Genomic DNA, 17,329 nt, shown 5'->3' on the forward strand with positions numbered 1-17,329 from the left:
CCTTATTTCCCCAATTTTCCCTAAACAAACCCGTTTCGTACTGTATATCTTGCAGTCAGCGGGTATACTGATCCCTTCCATTTAAAACCACACGTATCCAGCACGAAATACTATGCAAAAGTTTGATACCAAGACCTTCCAGGGCCTGATCCTGACGTTACAGGATTACTGGGCTCGTCAGGGCTGCACCATTGTTCAACCTTTGGACATGGAAGTTGGCGCCGGCACTTCACACCCGATGACTAGCCTGCGTGCGCTGGGGCCTGAACCTATGGCAACCGCGTATGTGCAACCATCCCGTCGTCCGACCGATGGCCGCTATGGCGAAAACCCGAACCGCTTACAGCACTATTACCAGTTCCAGGTGGTGATTAAGCCTTCTCCGGATAATATCCAGGAGCTGTACCTCGGTTCCCTGAAAGAACTGGGCGTGGATCCAACCATTCATGACATTCGCTTCGTGGAAGATAACTGGGAAAACCCAACACTGGGTGCCTGGGGTCTGGGCTGGGAAGTGTGGCTGAACGGCATGGAAGTGACGCAGTTCACTTACTTCCAGCAGGTTGGCGGTCTTGAGTGTAAGCCAATCACCGGTGAGATCACCTACGGTCTGGAACGTCTGGCCATGTACATTCAGGGCGTAGACAGCGTTTACGACCTGGTCTGGAGCGACGGCCCGCTGGGTAAAACCACCTACGGCGACGTGTTCCATCAGAACGAAGTGGAGCAATCCACCTATAACTTCGAATACGCGGATGTGGACTTCCTGTTCACCTGCTTCGAGCAGTACGAGAAAGAAGCGCAGCAGCTGCTGGCGCTGGAAACTCCGCTGCCGCTGCCAGCCTACGAGCGTATTCTGAAGGCCGCCCATAGCTTTAACCTGCTCGACGCCCGTAAAGCCATCTCCGTGACTGAACGTCAGCGCTATATTTTGCGCATTCGCACGCTGACCAAAGCCGTTGCAGAAGCTTACTACGCGTCCCGTGAAGCCCTTGGCTTCCCGATGTGCAATCGAAATAAATAAGAGGCGGCCATGTCTGAGAATACTTTCCTGGTGGAAATCGGCACTGAAGAGCTGCCACCAAAAGCCCTGCGCAGCCTGGCGGAATCCTTCGCTGCAAATGTCACGGCTGAGCTGGATAACGCTGGCCTGGCGCACGGTAAAATCGAATGGTTTGCGGCTCCACGCCGTCTGGCGCTGAAAGTTGCAAATCTCGCAGCCTCCCAGCCAGACCGTGAAGTCGAAAAACGCGGGCCGGCCATTTCCCAGGCGTTTGACGCGGAAGGCAAACCGAGCAAAGCCGCCGAAGGCTGGGCACGTGGTTGCGGTATCACCGTTGACCAGGCTGAGCGTCTGGCGACCGACAAGGGTGAATGGCTGCTGTATCGCGCCCATGTGAAAGGCGAAAGCGCAGAAGCGCTGCTGCCAAACATGATTGCTACATCACTGGCTAAACTGCCGATTCCGAAACTGATGCGCTGGGGCGCGAGCGACGTGCACTTTGTGCGTCCGGTTCACACCGTGACCCTGCTGCTGGGCGATAAGCTGATCCCTGCGACAATCCTGGGTATTCAGTCCGATCGCGTGATCCGTGGCCATCGCTTTATGGGCGAGCCTGAGTTCACCATCGAGCACGCCGATCAGTATCCGCAAATTCTACTGGAACGCGGCAAAGTCATTGCCGATTACGAGCAGCGTAAAGCCAAAATCAAAGCAGATGCGGAAGAAGCGGCACGCAAAATCGGTGGCAATGCCGATCTGAGCGAAAGCCTGCTGGAAGAAGTGACCTCGCTGGTGGAATGGCCAGTGGTCCTGACGGCGAAGTTCGAAGAGAAATTCCTCGCCGTTCCGGCTGAAGCGCTGGTTTACACCATGAAGGGTGACCAGAAGTACTTCCCGGTTTACGCGGCGGACGGCAAACTGCTGCCAAACTTTATCTTTGTGGCGAATATTGAGTCGAAAGATCCGAGCCAGATTATCTCCGGTAACGAGAAAGTGGTTCGTCCACGTCTTGCGGATGCTGAGTTCTTCTTCAATAGCGACCGTAAAAAACGTCTGGAAGATCACCTGCCGCGTCTGCAAACCGTTCTGTTCCAGCAACAGCTCGGCACGCTGCGCGACAAAACCGATCGTATCGCGGAGCTGTCTGGCTGGATCGCCCGTGAAATCGGTGCTGATGTTAACCACGCGACTCGCGCGGGTCTGCTCTCCAAGTGCGACCTGATGACCAACATGGTGTTCGAATTTACCGACACCCAGGGCGTTATGGGCATGCACTACGCACGTCATGACGGCGAAGCGGAAGATGTCGCGGTTGCGCTGAATGAGCAGTATCAGCCACGCTTTGCGGGCGATGAACTGCCGTCTAATCCGGTGGCCTGTGCCGTCGCGATTGCCGATAAAATGGATACCCTTGCGGGGATCTTTGGTATCGGTCAGCATCCAAAAGGCGACAAAGACCCGTTTGCACTGCGTCGTGCGGCGCTCGGCGTGCTGCGTATCATCGTTGAGAAGAACCTGAATCTGGATCTGCAGACGCTGACTGAAGAAGCGGTACGTCTGTATGGCGACAAGCTGACCAACGCCAAAGTTGTGGATGACGTTATCGACTTTATGCTGGGCCGTTTCCGCGCCTGGTATCAGGACGAAGGCTACACCGTCGATACCATTCAGGCCGTTCTGGCACGCCGTCCAACGCGTCCGGCAGATTTTGATGCACGCATGAAGGCGGTTTCGCACTTCCGTACGCTGGAAGCCGCGTCTGCGCTGGCTGCGGCTAACAAGCGTGTTTCCAATATTCTGGCGAAGTCCGATGAACAGCTCACCGAACGTGTCAACGCTGCGACCTTGAAAGAACCAGAAGAGATCGCACTGGCGATGCAGGTTGTGGTATTGCGCGACAAGCTGGAGCCGTTCTTCGCGGAAGGCCGCTACCAGGAAGCGCTGGTGGAACTGGCAGAACTGCGTGAAGTGATCGATGCCTTCTTCGAAAAAGTGATGGTAAACGTAGAGGATAAAGAGCTGCGTATTAACCGCCTCTCGATGCTCGAAAAACTGCGTGAACTGTTCCTGCGCGTGGCGGATATTTCGCTACTGCAGTAATCGGTTATCGATATAAAAAAACCCGCTGAAAGGCGGGTTTTTTATTTTCTGAACGTGTTCTCTTTTAAAGAATATATGATCTGTCAGACACTATTCAGTGTGAGAAAGAGTAATATAATGATGCTCATTTAATTGGCTCAGGGAATGTTGCCAGATAAGGACATCAACATATGAGTAATACCGTTTATTTAAGGATGAAAGGCGAACGTCAGGGTGAAATATCTTCAGGCTGCGGAACAGAAAAATCCATTGGTAATCGCTACCAGTATCAGCATCGGGATGAAATTCTTGTTTACCAGCTTGCCTCCAGTATGACGAGCACCGCATATGGCATGAACCACCCGGGCCTGCGATTTACTAAACCGATAGATAAAAGCACGCCATTACTGACGACCGCGATTAATGAGAATGAAAAGCTGCAGCTGATCTTCGATTTTTATCGTACTAATCGCTACGGGCGACAGGAGAAATACTATCAGATAGAACTCCGTGGGGCATCTGTTCAGGGGATTATGCATTCTATAAATCCGGGTGTTCTCGATAGCGAAAATCTCACTGTGAGTTATGAATATATTCGCAGCAAACATCTTAGCGCTAACACGGAATACAGTGACCTGATCCTACCGGAAAACTATAAACAGCTGTTTCCGCCGAATGAAAAGCCGCAGCCAGAAATACGTCATATTATTTTGACACTGGGCGTCTTTTTTGATGGAACCGGTAATAACGCCGTGAACACGCAGAATATGTTAGCTGCCTGTACCGCTGCCCATTTCGAACTCTCCGATCCGGATGCTGAAATTATTCTGGCCCGTACTGCCGAGGAAAAGATGGGCATTTCAGGTACCAGCGCTACCAGCTATATCGGGGGCTATACAAATATTCACTGGTTAAATACGTTGTACAAAACGGATATCCCCATTGATACAGGGCAAGTGCAGGCAGCAATTTATGTGGAAGGGATTGGTACCGAAGCGGGCAAACCGGACAGTATGCTTGGCCTGACCTTAGGCGTGGCGGATACCGGGGTGATTGCGAAGACTGACCTTGCGGTGAAGCAGATTGCGGGGGCGATAAATAGGTTTTTTGACGAAATCGGAAAAGTTGTCTCCCTACCTTCCCTTAAGGTCACAGAGCTGAGGTTTGATATCTTTGGTTTTAGCCGTGGAGCCGCCGCCGCACGCCATTTTGCCAACCGTATTCAGGATAAAGACAGAGTGATCGCCAATGCCATTCGCTACGGAATGGGGGAGGTCAATTATGTCGGTGCGCCTGCCGGGAAAACGCGTTTCATCGGCATTTTCGATACAGTCGCCGCCATCGGCACGCCACAGAACGGCCTGAACCCGCACACGGCGAACACCGGCGAGGTCAATATCATGCTGCGTCCTGGCGTGGCGGAGAAAGTGTTTCATATCACGGCACAGAACGAATGCCGCTTTAACTTTGCGCTGAACAGTGTCCAGCCCGCCTGGCCTGAACTGGCGCTGCCCGGCGCTCACTCCGATATTGGCGGTGGTTATTTGCCAGTGGTGCGCGAAAATATCTTCCTTACACGCCCCGAGGGTGAAACGGTGCCACTCAATACACCTCCTCACAAGTCGCGGGCGTACCGTCATGCCGTAGCACAATTGTCCGTACTTGAGGCTTCCGCAGTAGTGGCCCCGCTTATTCGCACCAACGACATTAGCGCGGATGTGTGGGAAGACGAGCGAATGCCAGCCCATCATATCGAGGGGATGCAAAAACGGGCATTTGCGGCGCTGACCATGAAGCAAAGACTGGTGAAGAATGACTGGTCTAAAGTGGTGCTACGGGTCATGCTCGATGCGGCGCAGGAAGCGGGAGTCGTGTTTGAAAATATTCCAGATGATAATGACGATCTTAGTCTTACCTCAGAGCTTCTCGAACTTTCTGGGAAGACGATCATGATGGGAAAAAGAACTAGAGTGGGAATAACTCCTCCACTTTTTAACCAGCAAGAGATTGATCTTATTGCACAAGATTATATCCACTGCTCGGCAAACTGGAACAGCATCACGCTCGACTCACACAGGAAGATTTATGGTGGTATGTCACCCTCGCAGATAATTGGTTTTGTAAATCGTCCTGATGAGGGATGGAAACGGACAACCTATGACATGGATGGCAATAAAAAATGAAACTGGGCAAACGGTTCTTTCTTTCACTCTTACTTGTAGTTGCAGGCTGCCACTCAGCCGGATCTATCACCCCGGAAGAAACCGGTGAGATGCCTTATGGGCTGTGGGAGTTTGCATTTTTTACGCCGAAAGCACTTCCGGCCCTCGTGACATATGTCGGCATTATCGATGATAAAAATATTCTCTACTCATTCAGAACGCTGGACAGTACCCAGGATAGCTGGGTCACAGTTGGCACATGGAGTAATAAGGTAAGACGGCATGCACAATTCAACAAGGCCCGCCATCCACCTGTCGCTATGCTGTTTTGCTGGGACTCAACAATCGATAAAAAGACGTATGAAACGCGCATTATATTTCCTGAATCACTTAGGAGCAGAATGAGTGTTTCGACAGGAGTTGATCGCTATGGCGAAAAAGCCTGGTATGACACTCTGTTGTTTGGGCTTGCGCCCGGGGGAAAGGTAAAGGTCTGGTTGCAAAACACCGTTGGGGGTAATGGAAGCATCGAAGTGGAGCCAAAAAAAATCACCACATTATCAGACGATAAGTTGGATGGTTGTAAGGGGATAACCCAACATCCAAATGGTTATGTGTATTTTGGTGAAACACCCGAATTTATCAAAGGCAAAACCTACCCTTATGGCAACTGGTGAGGCTGGAAACTCACGTTTAACACCATGGATGGCAATAAATGAAATCTGGCAAACGAATTTTTCTTTTACTCTTACTTGCAGTTGCAGGCTGCCACTCGGCTGGATCTATAACCCCAGAAGAAACCGGTGAGATGCCTTATGGACTATGGGGCTTTGCATTTTTTACGCCGAAAGCGCTCCCGGCCCTCGTAACTTATGTTGGCATTATTGATGATAAAAATATTCTCTACTCTTTCAGAACGCTTGATTGGGTTCAAGAAGACCTTTCGAGCATAGGCCATTGGGATAATCGCTATATGCGTTTCGCGCAATTTAACAAAGCTCGCCATCCACCGGTGGCCATGCTTTTTTGCTGGGATTCTATTATCGATAAAAAAACCTACGAGACGCATATTATTTTCCCGGCGTCTATGAGGGAACAAATGAACACCTCAACGGGCCTCGACTGGCTTGGTAAGGAGGCCTGGTACAGTACCATTCTGTTTGGTCTGGCTCGCGAGGGGAAGGTCAAAGTCTGGTTGCAAAATAGCGGAGGGGGCGACAACCTGCCGGTCGAACCAAAAAAAATCACGACCCTCTCTGGGGATAAGCTGGATGGATGCAAGGGGAGCACTCTGGCGAATTTCGACTACGAAATCCCTGATGGATATCCTGTAGAAACTAAAGACTTCATCAAAGGCAAAACCTACCCTTACGGTAACTGGTGAGGCTGGAAACTCATGTTTAACACCATGGATGGTAGATTAAGATATGCGGATGACGGCGGTTTCACATTCCATACACTGGAAGCCATGTCTGCGTTGGTTGCTTCAACAACTGTGTTTCCAGCATTCTGGCGAACTCCGATGAACAGCTCACCGGACGTGTCAACGACACTCCCATGAGAGAGCCAGAAGAGATCGCACTGACAATGGCGTCTGTGTTATTGCGCGTGGCGGATATTTCGCTGCTCAATTAATCGTTTTTTATGGCGAATAAACATTCATGCAGTCGAACGCGGAAGTCACTACATAATAGCCGTCAATAAGTCATCTCTTAATACGATGATGCATATATATCTGCGATATCATAGTTCTAATAGCTTATATTTTAAAAAAGAGTCTTTAAGAAAATATAAGCAATTACTTTTTTACCTTAACATCAAATGGTTGAACCATTTTTATTATTGTCTGAATATTACATCCTGTAATTGGGTATATATACTTCTGGCTATTTGTACGTTTTAATCCTTGTAATGATAATTTTCGGTTTTTGAATGATAGTCAAGGATTTAAAATGGCATGGAAACCAAGTTTGCTCACCACCCTTATCTCGTGCTCAATTTTTAATACACATGCAGGTTTGATGCGAGAAGATGTATCAGTACAGGACTATCGGGACTTCGCTGAAAACTTGGGGGAATATACCCCGGGAGCTGAAAACATCGAAGTTTTTAAAACGGATGGAACCTCTGCTGGATTACTAAATTTTCCCATACCCGATTTTAGTTCGACGGATGACACGGCTGTTGCGACGCTGGTCTCGCCTTCTCATATTGTCAGTGTTGCCCACAATGGCGGCTATAAGTCAGTCAAATATGGAAATGCTGCGAAATACTCTTATAGCTATAAAATTATCAGCAGAAATGAGGACCCTTCAGGAAAGGACTTTCATGCTCCGCGCTTAAATAAAGTTGTTACTGATGCAGCACCTGCGCCTATGGTCGTACCCAATGATGCGCGTAAAGACCATGAGAGATATAAATATTTTGCCCGTGTGGGTTCAGGGACTCAAAGCCAGGTGGATGCCTCAACGCAAAAGGAGCATCAATATGCCTCGGCTTATAAATGGAAAAGCGTCGGGACTATCGTTGACCCTGTTTTTGAAAACTGGAGGCTAAGATGGACCGATTATGGCCCAACGGATTCACGCGTTCAGCCGTTTAGTAGTGCGGTAAAAGCAGGTGACAGCGGAAGCCCACTGTTTGTTTATGACAGTCTCGAGAAACAGTGGAAATTATATGGTGTTGCTACTTCTTTATCTGGCTCGGTACCCTATCAGTTTGTCAGCTATGCACTTGATCTACAGACCGCATTTCTGCAATCCGTAATAGCTGCAACCACGGATCCTGATGTCACTGATATTTCTGCTGATGGCGATATCCATTGGGGTGCTACAGGATTAACCCAGGGAAATTCGCAATGGCAATGGCACGGTCTGGAGTATGCGTTGCCTACCCAGGCGACCAATGATGAATTGAACACGACACATGACCTACGTTTCAATGGAGAAGGTGGGCTTATTGTGCTGGATTCGTCGGTGAATCTTGGCGCCGGGAAACTTCAGTTTTCCAATGATTATCGTGTCATATCAGCGGCAGATAAAAACGCAACCTGGGTTGGCGGTGGTATTGAAGTGGACGCCGGGAAAACCGTTGACTGGGAAGTGAATGGACTTGAGGGCGATAACCTCCACAAAATTGGCGAAGGTACGCTGTATGTTAATGCCACAGGCGTTAACGGCGGTGGATTGAGAGTGGGTGACGGCACCGTGGTACTGGCGCAACAGGCTGATCAGAATAATCAGCGTCAGGCGTTTTCCTCGATCACGTTAGTGAGTGGCCGCCCTGTTGTACAGCTTGGTGATGAGGACCAAATTACAGGGGATAAGATCTTTTTTGGTACGCGCGGCGGGATGCTTGATCTCAATGGCTACGATATGTCCTTCGCGGAGATCAATCATAACGACTCGGGGGCCATTATCGCTAACACTAATGATGCCAACCCCTCGACACTCACGTTGAACAATACCAGTACGCAGGCTTTTGTTGGTCACTTAGGCTCAGCGGAACACCCGGATGCACTCAACGTTAACTTTGCTCCGGTGGGAGCGAACAGCTGGAACTTTGCCGGTGGAGCTGAAATTAACGATATGACGTTGCAGGGTGGAACCGCAATCTTCAGTGGACGCCCAACGCCCCATGCCGCTGGTACTGTGTTCAGCGATGATTGGATCAGCGAAAGTTACTTCGTCAATCATCTCCAGGTGGAAAGCGATGCGCATTTCATTCTCAATGAACATGCTTCGCTAAATGGTCGGGTGGCACTTGCTGAACGCGCCGATATGTTAATGACCGGCAAAACACATTTCGTCGGTGATATTGAAATTGCTAAGTCGGCGAAACTGGTTGTCGACAATGATCCATCAGCACTGTCGAGCACCGATGGTTCAGCGGATAGCTGGCTTAATGGCAGCATTACAGGGGACGGTTCGTTAGAAAAATACGGCAGCGATACCTTGTTCTGGACGGGTGAAAATAGCCTGACTGGAGGGGTGAGTGTATATGAAGGGACGCTGAATTTTGCGGGTAGCGTCGATTCTGATATGAAGCTGTTTGATGGTACTACGCTGACGGGAAATGCCGCCGTTAATAATCTTACGCTGGGGGATTTCGTCACTCTACGTCCCTTTAATGAGTCAAATTCAGGCGTGTTAATGGCCACGAATTTTACGGCTGCATCTCAAACCATTAAAGGTGATTTTGTGGCCGGGAATGATACCCACCTGTATTTGCGTAGCCATATGGATGAGCAGCAACAAGTCAGCGACACCTTATTGATTTCAGGAAATGTTGATACGGCGAATGCCGTTACGATACATGTTGATTTGTCCGGTGATGGTTACATGACGGACGTTAATGGCAGCGGAATCGCAGGCTCGATCGAAGGTATTTCCCTTGTGCAGGTTGGGGGGACATCGACTAAAGGTAGTTTTGAGCTGGAACACGGTTACGTTGCAAATGGTCCCTGGCAGTATTCTCTCTATGCATTTGCACCAGGAAAAAGTGATGAAGAGGGGCGGCTGGTGAGTGGTACGGGTAATCAGTACTGGGATTATCGTCTGGAAAGTCGCTATTTGACTGAGGGTGATGAGCCCGTTACTCCCGATCCGGACCCCGACCCGATTCCGGACCCTGACCCGGTTCCGGACACAGATCCGATTCCAGATCCTGACCCGGCTCCTGACACGGACCCGATTCCAGACCCTGATCCGATTCCGGACCCTACACCGGCTCCTGACACGGACCCGATTCCAGACCCTGATCCGATTCCGGACCCTACACCGGCTCCGGACACAGACCCGATCCCGGATCCCATTCCAGACGAGCCTGGCAACGTAACGCCAGACCCCGTTGACCCAGTCAAACCGGGCAGGCTGGCCGTGGTACCGCAAGTTCCGTCCTACTTGTCGCTGCCCTCAGCGCTATTAAGTTATAACAGCCGGGTAAACCAGACTTTCCATAATTTGGCGCAAACCTCGACCCTGGCAGGGAAAGAGAGCGAGCATTATCCCGTCTGGATCGAGTACATCAATGGTGAGGACCGCTACCATTCATCGTTAGGATTTACTGACTATGGTTATGATTATACGAATAAAGAGCAAGGCTGGTTGCTGGGTGGAAAAGTGATGCACCTGGGTAACGACGAGCAATATCTGACGTGGAATATGGCTATTTCTAACGCCGATTTAACCGTGACGCCAGATGCCAAAGACGGTAACAGCGAAGGCAATTATACGACCTATGGCCTGACATCACTGCTTACCTTCCGTCACCAGAGTGGCTGGACATTCGATTTTGGTGCAGACGTCACGAAATACGATGGCGATGTGTCGACTGATGCGCGTGGGGAAGTAGCCGATATCGATGCTTATTCCTGGAGTAGCACGCTGGAAACCAGCTATCCGTTTACCTTGGATGAACATGAAATCGCTCCGGTGCTCGGGGCGGGTGTCCAGGTATTGAAGGTGGATGATTTTACCGATATCGACGGCAATGAAGTTCACTATGGCCATATTGTCCGTCCGACTGGCCAGGCGGGGGCGCGTTATCGCTACAAACTTCGAAATAGCGCGATAGGTAACATGATGCTGTATGCCAACGCTTATCTGACCAAAGATTTCAGTAATACACCAGATGTATGGATTGGTAGCGCGAGAAATCATGCCGTGTCATCGACGTTTGACATGGGAAAACCTGGCAGTTCAGCGAGTATTGATGTCGGCATTATCAGTGAGGTAACACCGCTCATTTCGATTAATACGGGTTTCCAGTATCAGCAGAGGCTAAGCAGCAACGATGAAGGGATCAGTTCGTGGCAGGGCAATGTTGGCGTAAGAGTGACCTTCTAATCGAATGTTATTAATGCCATATCATCACGCTGCCAGGTTAGCCTGATGCGAGTCATCGACACAACCCGCCTTTCGGCGGGTTTTTTTGGGCGTGGGTCGGAGTGCGTACAGTCGAGGTTTTAAGTTATCGCCAGAGTGGCCGCCTCCCGTACGTCATGTTTTAATTCCCCATCGGAGAGATTAATCCCAACACTTAAAAATGACTTTGCTATCAAGCGCTGCTTAATATTTAACCTTGAACTGCAGGCCCGAATGCGGCTATCCTTTGTCGCGACGAACCCCTCGTCATTTCTGGAGCACATAACGAAAAATGAACAATCACGACTGATGAATTTCGATCCTTGCTAAACGCTTGTGCGTCGGCAGGGGATGTTTTGATTTCATTCAGGAGTGCTTATGGCTCATTTTTGTGCGCAATCCCCCTCTTTTATTTTGCATCAGGTCACCTGTCAGTTTGCGACGGGCGATACCCTTTTTGGTCCGCTGAATTTAGCGCTGGAACCGTCGCTTTGTGCGCTGGTCGGGCGCAACGGCAGCGGCAAAACACGCCTGTTACGCCTGCTGGCCGGGCTGGACTCACCGACGAGTGGTCATATCGAGCGTCACGGGTCGCATGTTTACGTCGCGCAGCAGCATGATATTTCTGCGCAGACCACCCTTGCCGAACTGCTTGGCTACGACGACATTTTCGCGGCCCGCCGACGTATCGACAGCGGTGACTATCAGCCAGACGATCTGGAACGTCTCGACGGTTACTGGGACTTAGCGGAACGATTAACCGCGGCGTTTCTCACGGCCAATCTTCCTCCTTTTGATCCCGAAAATCTCGCTTCTTCCCTTAGCGGCGGCGAACGCGTGCGGGCTTTGCTGTGCGGGGCTTTTACCGCTAATGCCGATTATCTGCTGCTTGATGAGCCGACGAACCACCTCGACAGACAGGGGCGTAAATGGTTTTACGCCCAGCTCGCACGTTGTAGCTGCGGCGTGATGGTCGCGACTCACGATCGCGAATTACTGGCGCAGGTGCCGCGCATTCTGGAACTTAGCGGTACCGGGCTGCGCGTTTATGGCGGCAATTACGACGACTATCAACGCCAGCGGGATGCCGAACAGCAGGCGGCGCGTGCGGCGCTGGACCATGCTGCCACGGAGCGCAAACGCACCCGCGCCCGTATGCACAAAGAGCATGACGCCAGTCAGCGGCGGTCGGCGCAAACGCTGCGCACGGTCGATTCCATGAACATCGCCTCCTTTGAACGGATTAAATACAAAATGGCGGCGAAAGAGCGGCCCGGTACGTGGCGCAAGCAGCATCATGAACAAACTGACGCCCTGAATACTGCCGTAAAACAGGCGCGTGAGCGGGTGGAGGAAGAGAATCCGGTGATGTTTACCCTGCCGGGCAGCAGCATTGCCGAGGGCAAACAGGCGATCGTCCTGCAGGAGCTGGTTCTTCCGTACGTGAACATGACCCCTGTTAACTGGCGCATGGACGGGCCGATGCGCGTGGCGCTGCGCGGGCCGAACGGCTGCGGGAAATCGACATTATTGAAGATTATTCTCGGTGAGCTGGAAGCTGTTTCAGGAACCTGTCGCGTGTCGGTGCAAAGTGCGTATCTCGATCAGCACCTGTCGCAGCTGGATCTTACACAGTCCGTCATGACGCATCTCAATCTGCATGACACGCCGCTGGAAGAGGGCGTGCTGCGCAGTCGTCTGGCGCAGCTTCAACTGGGTGCGGATAAAGTCTCCCTGCCGCTGAGGGAGCTGAGCGGCGGCGAGCGTCTGAAAGCGGCGTTGGCGTGCGTCCTGTGGCGAGAAGAGGCTACCCAACTACTACTGCTGGATGAACCGACGAACCATCTGGATTTGGCGTCTGTACAGGCGATTGAAGCGGCGCTGGCCGGTTTTCCCGGTGCGCTGCTGGTGGTGTCCCACGATCAGGCTTTCCTTAATGGACTCCAGCTGACTCATGAGATGGTGTGGGATGAGAAAGGATGGCGTTGTGAACGGCTCTAGAATACAAACCCCCGCAATTGCGGGGGCGATAAGATGAACGTATTAACTTACTGCGTACTGACTGTTCGAGCGACCTGAATCATGCGCATCAGTTTCAGCTCGGTCATGGAGGGTTTTACACGTTTTGATTCCCACTCATGGACCATGGCCACACTGACGCCCATCTCTCGGGCGAAATCATCAATTTTTAACCCTGTCCCTTTGCGTAATCGCTCAAATTCAGTAAAGGGATTCGTCTTTTGGGACGGGGTAACGGTCTGCGATAAATCTTTAAAAACAATTTGTTCCAGGCTGCTTAACAGCTCAAGCATAGGATCTTTAGATTCCATTAAGAACTCCTCTTAAATCACACAGCGGGATCGTGAACATCAGAGAGCCAATTAAGGATAGCCTCAAAAGAGTGCAAAAGATTGTCACGTCTGTGATTAATCGTGCGGTAACGATTGCCTTATTCGTTTCAGCAAAAGAGAGCGTGACGCTAATTGCCTGATTAATCGAAACAGGCTTTGCGCAGTATTTTTTTGTAAATCGTAAGAAATAAACCGGCAATAGCCGTTTTGCATGAAAAGAGTATCCTGACGGCCTGACCTGGACTATCCTAATCAGCGTCGGGCACGCGTGTGCCGGTGTGCGTTTTTTGGGTGAAAGGAGTATTAAAATGGCGACAGGAAAGTCCTGCTCTCGCTGGTTTGCGCCTATTGCGGCGTTGTTGATGGTAGTTAGCCTGAGTGGGTGTTTCGATAAAGAAGGCGATCAGCGTAAAGCGTTTATCGATTTTCTACAAAATACCGTGATGCGCAGTGGCGAGCATCTGCCGACGCTGACTGCGGATCAGAAAAAACAGTTTGGTCCCTTCGTTTCCGATTACGCCATCCTTTATGGTTATTCACAGCAGGTGAATCAGGCGATGGATTCCGGTTTGCGTCCGGTTGTGGACAGCGTTAACGCAATCCGCGTTCCACAGGACTATATGACTCAGCGTGAACCGCTGCGCCAGTCTAATGGTGCGCTCGGCGTGCTGAGCCAGCAGCTGCAGAATGCGAAAATGCAGGCTGATGCGGCACGTTCTGCGCTGAAACAGGGTGAAGATCTGAAACCTGTGTTTGATCAGGTGTACGAGAAAGTTGTCACCAAACCTTCAGATGCAATGCAGCCGCTGATCCCAGCCGCGCAGATCTTTAGCCAGCAACTGGTGCAGGTGGGCGATTTTATCTCCCAGCAGGGGACGCAGGTGAGCTTTGTCTCTAACGGCATTCAGTTCCCAACGTCTCAGCAAGCCAGCCAGTACAACACGCTGATTGGGCCGCTTGCCTCTCAGCACCAGGCCTTTAGCCAGGCGTGGAGCGCGGCAGTCACCGCCACGGAATAAAAGAAAACCCCGCCTGGTGCGGGGTTTTTTACAAGCTGATAAAAATAATGCTTGTCATTCATCTACCACATCGGTATAACTATTCCTGTCGGTTTGTTACACAGACCTAAAGCAGTTTAGTTAAGTAGTCCAGATGAGTTATCCAAAGATACCTTCGTAGTGACCCTTCCTTCATCGCTTAAAAATCTGTAACACATTCCATCATCGCGCCGGAAGGCAAAACGTATTTTAAAAAGGTAATTTCTATGTCTGGTAAAATGACTGGTCTGGTAAAATGGTTCAACGCTGATAAAGGCTTCGGCTTCATCACTCCTGACGATGGCTCTAAAGATGTATTCGTACACTTCTCTGCTATCCAGAACGAAGGCTACAAATCTTTGGACGAAGGTCAGAAAGTTTCCTTCACCATCGAAAGCGGCGCTAAAGGCCCAGCAGCTGGTAACGTTGTAAGCCTGTAAGCTTCCAACTCAGCAGCACAAGAATTTAAAAACCCGCCTCTGGCGGGTTTTTTTCGTTTCAGGCTTTGTGATTATTTTACCTGCGGGTTCACGCAGTTCTTCTCAACTTTCCCGTTCAGCGCATCGATCAGGTTATCCACCGCCGTGGACGCCATATTGTATCGCGTCTCATGAGTGGCCGAACCGATATGCGGCAGCGCAACCACGTTAGGCAATGCCAGCAGCGGCGAATCGATCGGCAGCGGCTCCTGCTCGAACACATCCAGACCCGCCGCGTGGATCTCACCCTGTTGCAAGGCTTCAATCAACGCCTTCTCATCCACCACTGGCCCACGGCCTGCGTTGATGAAAATGGCCGTTTTTTTCATTTTCTCAAACTTAGCTTTACCGATCAGATGATGTGTCTCCTCCGTCAGCGGCAGGATCAGGCAGACATAATCCGCTTCCTGTAGCAGCGTATCCAACTCACAGTAACGACCATTGAAACGCTCTTCAGCTTCTTTATGCTGACGGCGTGCATTGTAGAGAATCGGCATGTTAAAGCCGAAATGCGCGCGCTGAGCCAGCGCCAGCCCGATACGGCCCATGCCGACAATCCCCAGCGTTTTGCCGTGAACGTCCACACCAAACCAGTCGGGACCGATGCTTTTAGTCCATTCGCCTGCTTTCACGCGCTCAGCCACTTCGACTACGCGACGCGCGGTGCTCAACACCAGCGCCATCAGCGTATCCGCAACCGTCTCCGTGAGCGCGGTTGGCGTGTGCATCAGCAGAACATTGCGTGCGTTAAGCGCCTCGACGTCAAAGTTGTCGTAGCCGACAGAGATCGTCGAGGTCGCACGAAGCTTCGGCATTTTCTCCAGCAATGCGCTATCCACTTTTTCGCTTGATCCCAGCAGCCCCTCCGCGCTGGCAAAGGCTTCCGCGTGCTGCGCCACGGTCTCCTGGCTCAGGTTTTTCACCTGCGTGACGGTGAAATGTTCCTCAAGACGTTTGTGTAGATCGTCGGGCAGTGCTTTATACAAAATGACGGACGGCTTCATGCTAATCTCCGTTGATTTTAAAAGGTTCAGGCGTGACGTGCGCCAGCAGGAATTTGTTGATTATTAGCAGGCTTAACAATCAAAGTAAGCCACACAGACGCGAAAAGTGCCACCCCCATAAATATGTACGAGGCTGCCGGGCTGCCGGTGGCGCCGTTGAGATAGCCAACAAACCACGAGCCGAAGAACGAACCTAACGCTCCCATGCTGTTGATCAGTGCCATCGCGCCACCGGCTACGTTACGCGGCAGCATTTCCGGGATGATGGCAAAGAACGGACCGTACGGCGCGTACATGGCCGCGCCAGCGATCACCAGCAGCGTGTAAGAGACCCAGAAGTGGTTTGCGCCTACCGCCCATGAACCGATAAAGGCGAACGCGGCAATTAACAGCAGCGGCCAGACGAATAATTTACGATTTTGCAGCTTATCCGAGGCCCACGACACCACGATCATCGCGATCGTTGCCGCCAGATACGGTACCGACGACAGCCAGCCCACTTCCACCATGCCGAGGTTTTCGCCGCCGCTGCGAATAATCGACGGCAGCCACAGTACGAAACCGTACACCCCGATGCTCCATGCGAAATATTGCATACACAGCAGGATAACGTTGCGCGAACGGAAAGCTTCACCGTAGTTACGCACCGCTTTCAGCCCCTGCTGTTCTTTATCCAGCTCGGCCTGCAGCGCGGCTTTTTCACTGGTGGAAAGCCAGGTCGCCTGCGACGGTTTATCTTTCACCAGCACCCACCAGCAGAATGCCCAGATGATCGCCGGGAATCCTTCGATGATGAACATGTGACGCCAGCCGAATGACTGAATCAGATAACCCGAAACCACGGACATCCACAGGACCGTCACCGGGTTACCGAGGATCAGGAACGTATTGGCGCGTGAGCGTTCAGATTTGGTAAACCAGTTGCTGATGTAAATCAGCATCGCAGGCATCACGGCGGCTTCAACGACACCGAGAATAAAACGAATGGCGGCCAGTGCCGGGATATTATTGACCATCCCGGTGAGGGATGCGCAGGCGCCCCACAAAATCAGGCAGACAAAGATCAGTTTGCGCACGCTGCGGCGCTCGGCGTAAATCGCTCCAGGGATCTGGAAGAAGAAATAGCCAAGGAAGAACAGGGCGCCTAACAGGGACGAGACGCCTTTGGTGATCCCCAAATCTTCGGTGATCCCTGCGGCAGACGCGAAGCTGAAATTCGCGCGATCAAGGTACGCCAGGCTGTACGTGATAAACACGATAGGCATGATGTACCACCAGCGTTTAACTGCATTGGTCGATGTGTTCATGGGCTTGCCTCTGTTGTTGAGGTTTATACCGCCGTTGTCTGTA

Annotated in this window: 12 protein-coding genes; 9 read left to right on the top strand and 3 right to left on the bottom strand. The window is 51.3% G+C overall.

Translation table 11 applies throughout. The features are described 5' to 3' along the window. Positions 1–112 precede the first annotated feature (112 nt). The 7 genes from glyQ to C0560_RS01110 all read left to right on the top strand — a co-directional run bounded on the left by glyQ (position 113) and on the right by C0560_RS01110 (position 13,109). Positions 113–1,024, top strand: coding sequence for a glycine--tRNA ligase subunit alpha (glyQ, locus tag C0560_RS01080; RefSeq protein ID WP_011915428.1), 912 nt, complete (start codon positions 113–115; stop codon positions 1,022–1,024). Between the two features lie 9 nt (positions 1,025–1,033). Continuing rightward, entirely contained in the window at positions 1,034–3,103 is a 2,070-nt protein-coding gene (gene glyS, locus C0560_RS01085; RefSeq protein ID WP_181827143.1) for a glycine--tRNA ligase subunit beta, read from the top strand. A 170-nt stretch (positions 3,104–3,273) separates the two neighbouring features. Then, entirely contained in the window at positions 3,274–5,265 is a 1,992-nt protein-coding gene (tssD, locus tag C0560_RS01090) for a type VI secretion system tube protein TssD (RefSeq protein WP_248859453.1), read from the top strand. Continuing rightward, positions 5,262–5,921 carry a DUF2931 family protein gene (locus tag C0560_RS01095; RefSeq protein ID WP_248859455.1) on the top strand — a complete coding sequence of 220 codons (660 nt, stop codon included), beginning with the start codon at positions 5,262–5,264 and terminating at the stop codon, positions 5,919–5,921. The genes tssD and C0560_RS01095 overlap by 4 nt, the downstream gene beginning before the upstream one ends. Before the next feature lie 38 nt (positions 5,922–5,959). Then, the gene (locus C0560_RS01100; protein ID WP_248859456.1) at positions 5,960–6,628 is read left to right on the top strand and encodes a DUF2931 family protein; all 669 of its coding nucleotides are present in this window, start codon (positions 5,960–5,962) and stop codon (positions 6,626–6,628) included. A gap of 568 nt (positions 6,629–7,196) precedes the next feature. Further along, on the top strand, positions 7,197–11,090 hold the full coding sequence (locus C0560_RS01105; RefSeq protein WP_248859457.1) for a S6 family peptidase: 3,894 nt from the start codon (positions 7,197–7,199) through the stop codon (positions 11,088–11,090). Positions 11,091–11,486: 396 nt separating this feature from the next. Further along, on the top strand, positions 11,487–13,109 hold the full coding sequence (locus C0560_RS01110) for an ABC-F family ATP-binding cassette domain-containing protein (RefSeq protein ID WP_248859458.1): 1,623 nt from the start codon (positions 11,487–11,489) through the stop codon (positions 13,107–13,109). Between the two features lie 47 nt (positions 13,110–13,156). Here C0560_RS01110 and C0560_RS01115 read toward each other — a convergent pair whose 3' ends face one another. Further along, positions 13,157–13,438 (bottom strand): HTH-type transcriptional regulator, encoded by a 282-nt coding sequence (locus C0560_RS01115; protein ID WP_123429662.1) that lies wholly within the window; start codon positions 13,436–13,438, stop codon positions 13,157–13,159. Positions 13,439–13,767: 329 nt separating this feature from the next. Between C0560_RS01115 and C0560_RS01120 the strand changes: the two genes are divergently transcribed. Next, positions 13,768–14,478: a DUF3053 domain-containing protein gene (locus tag C0560_RS01120; RefSeq protein ID WP_100778130.1), complete on the top strand. Its 711-nt coding sequence runs from the start codon at positions 13,768–13,770 to the stop codon at positions 14,476–14,478. Between the two features lie 245 nt (positions 14,479–14,723). Next, the gene (gene cspA / locus C0560_RS01125) at positions 14,724–14,936 is read left to right on the top strand and encodes an RNA chaperone/antiterminator CspA (RefSeq protein ID WP_006177792.1); all 213 of its coding nucleotides are present in this window, start codon (positions 14,724–14,726) and stop codon (positions 14,934–14,936) included. Between the two features lie 71 nt (positions 14,937–15,007). Here cspA and ghrB read toward each other — a convergent pair whose 3' ends face one another. Then, on the bottom strand, positions 15,008–15,979 hold the full coding sequence (ghrB, locus tag C0560_RS01130) for a glyoxylate/hydroxypyruvate reductase GhrB (protein WP_248859459.1): 972 nt from the start codon (positions 15,977–15,979) through the stop codon (positions 15,008–15,010). Positions 15,980–16,005: 26 nt separating this feature from the next. Then, positions 16,006–17,286, bottom strand: coding sequence for an MFS transporter (locus C0560_RS01135; protein ID WP_100778128.1), 1,281 nt, complete (start codon positions 17,284–17,286; stop codon positions 16,006–16,008). Between the last annotated feature and the right edge of the window lie 43 nt (positions 17,287–17,329).

Source organism: Lelliottia sp. AC1, assembly GCF_023278595.1.
Taxonomy (GTDB): Bacteria; Pseudomonadota; Gammaproteobacteria; order Enterobacterales; family Enterobacteriaceae; genus Enterobacter; species Enterobacter nimipressuralis.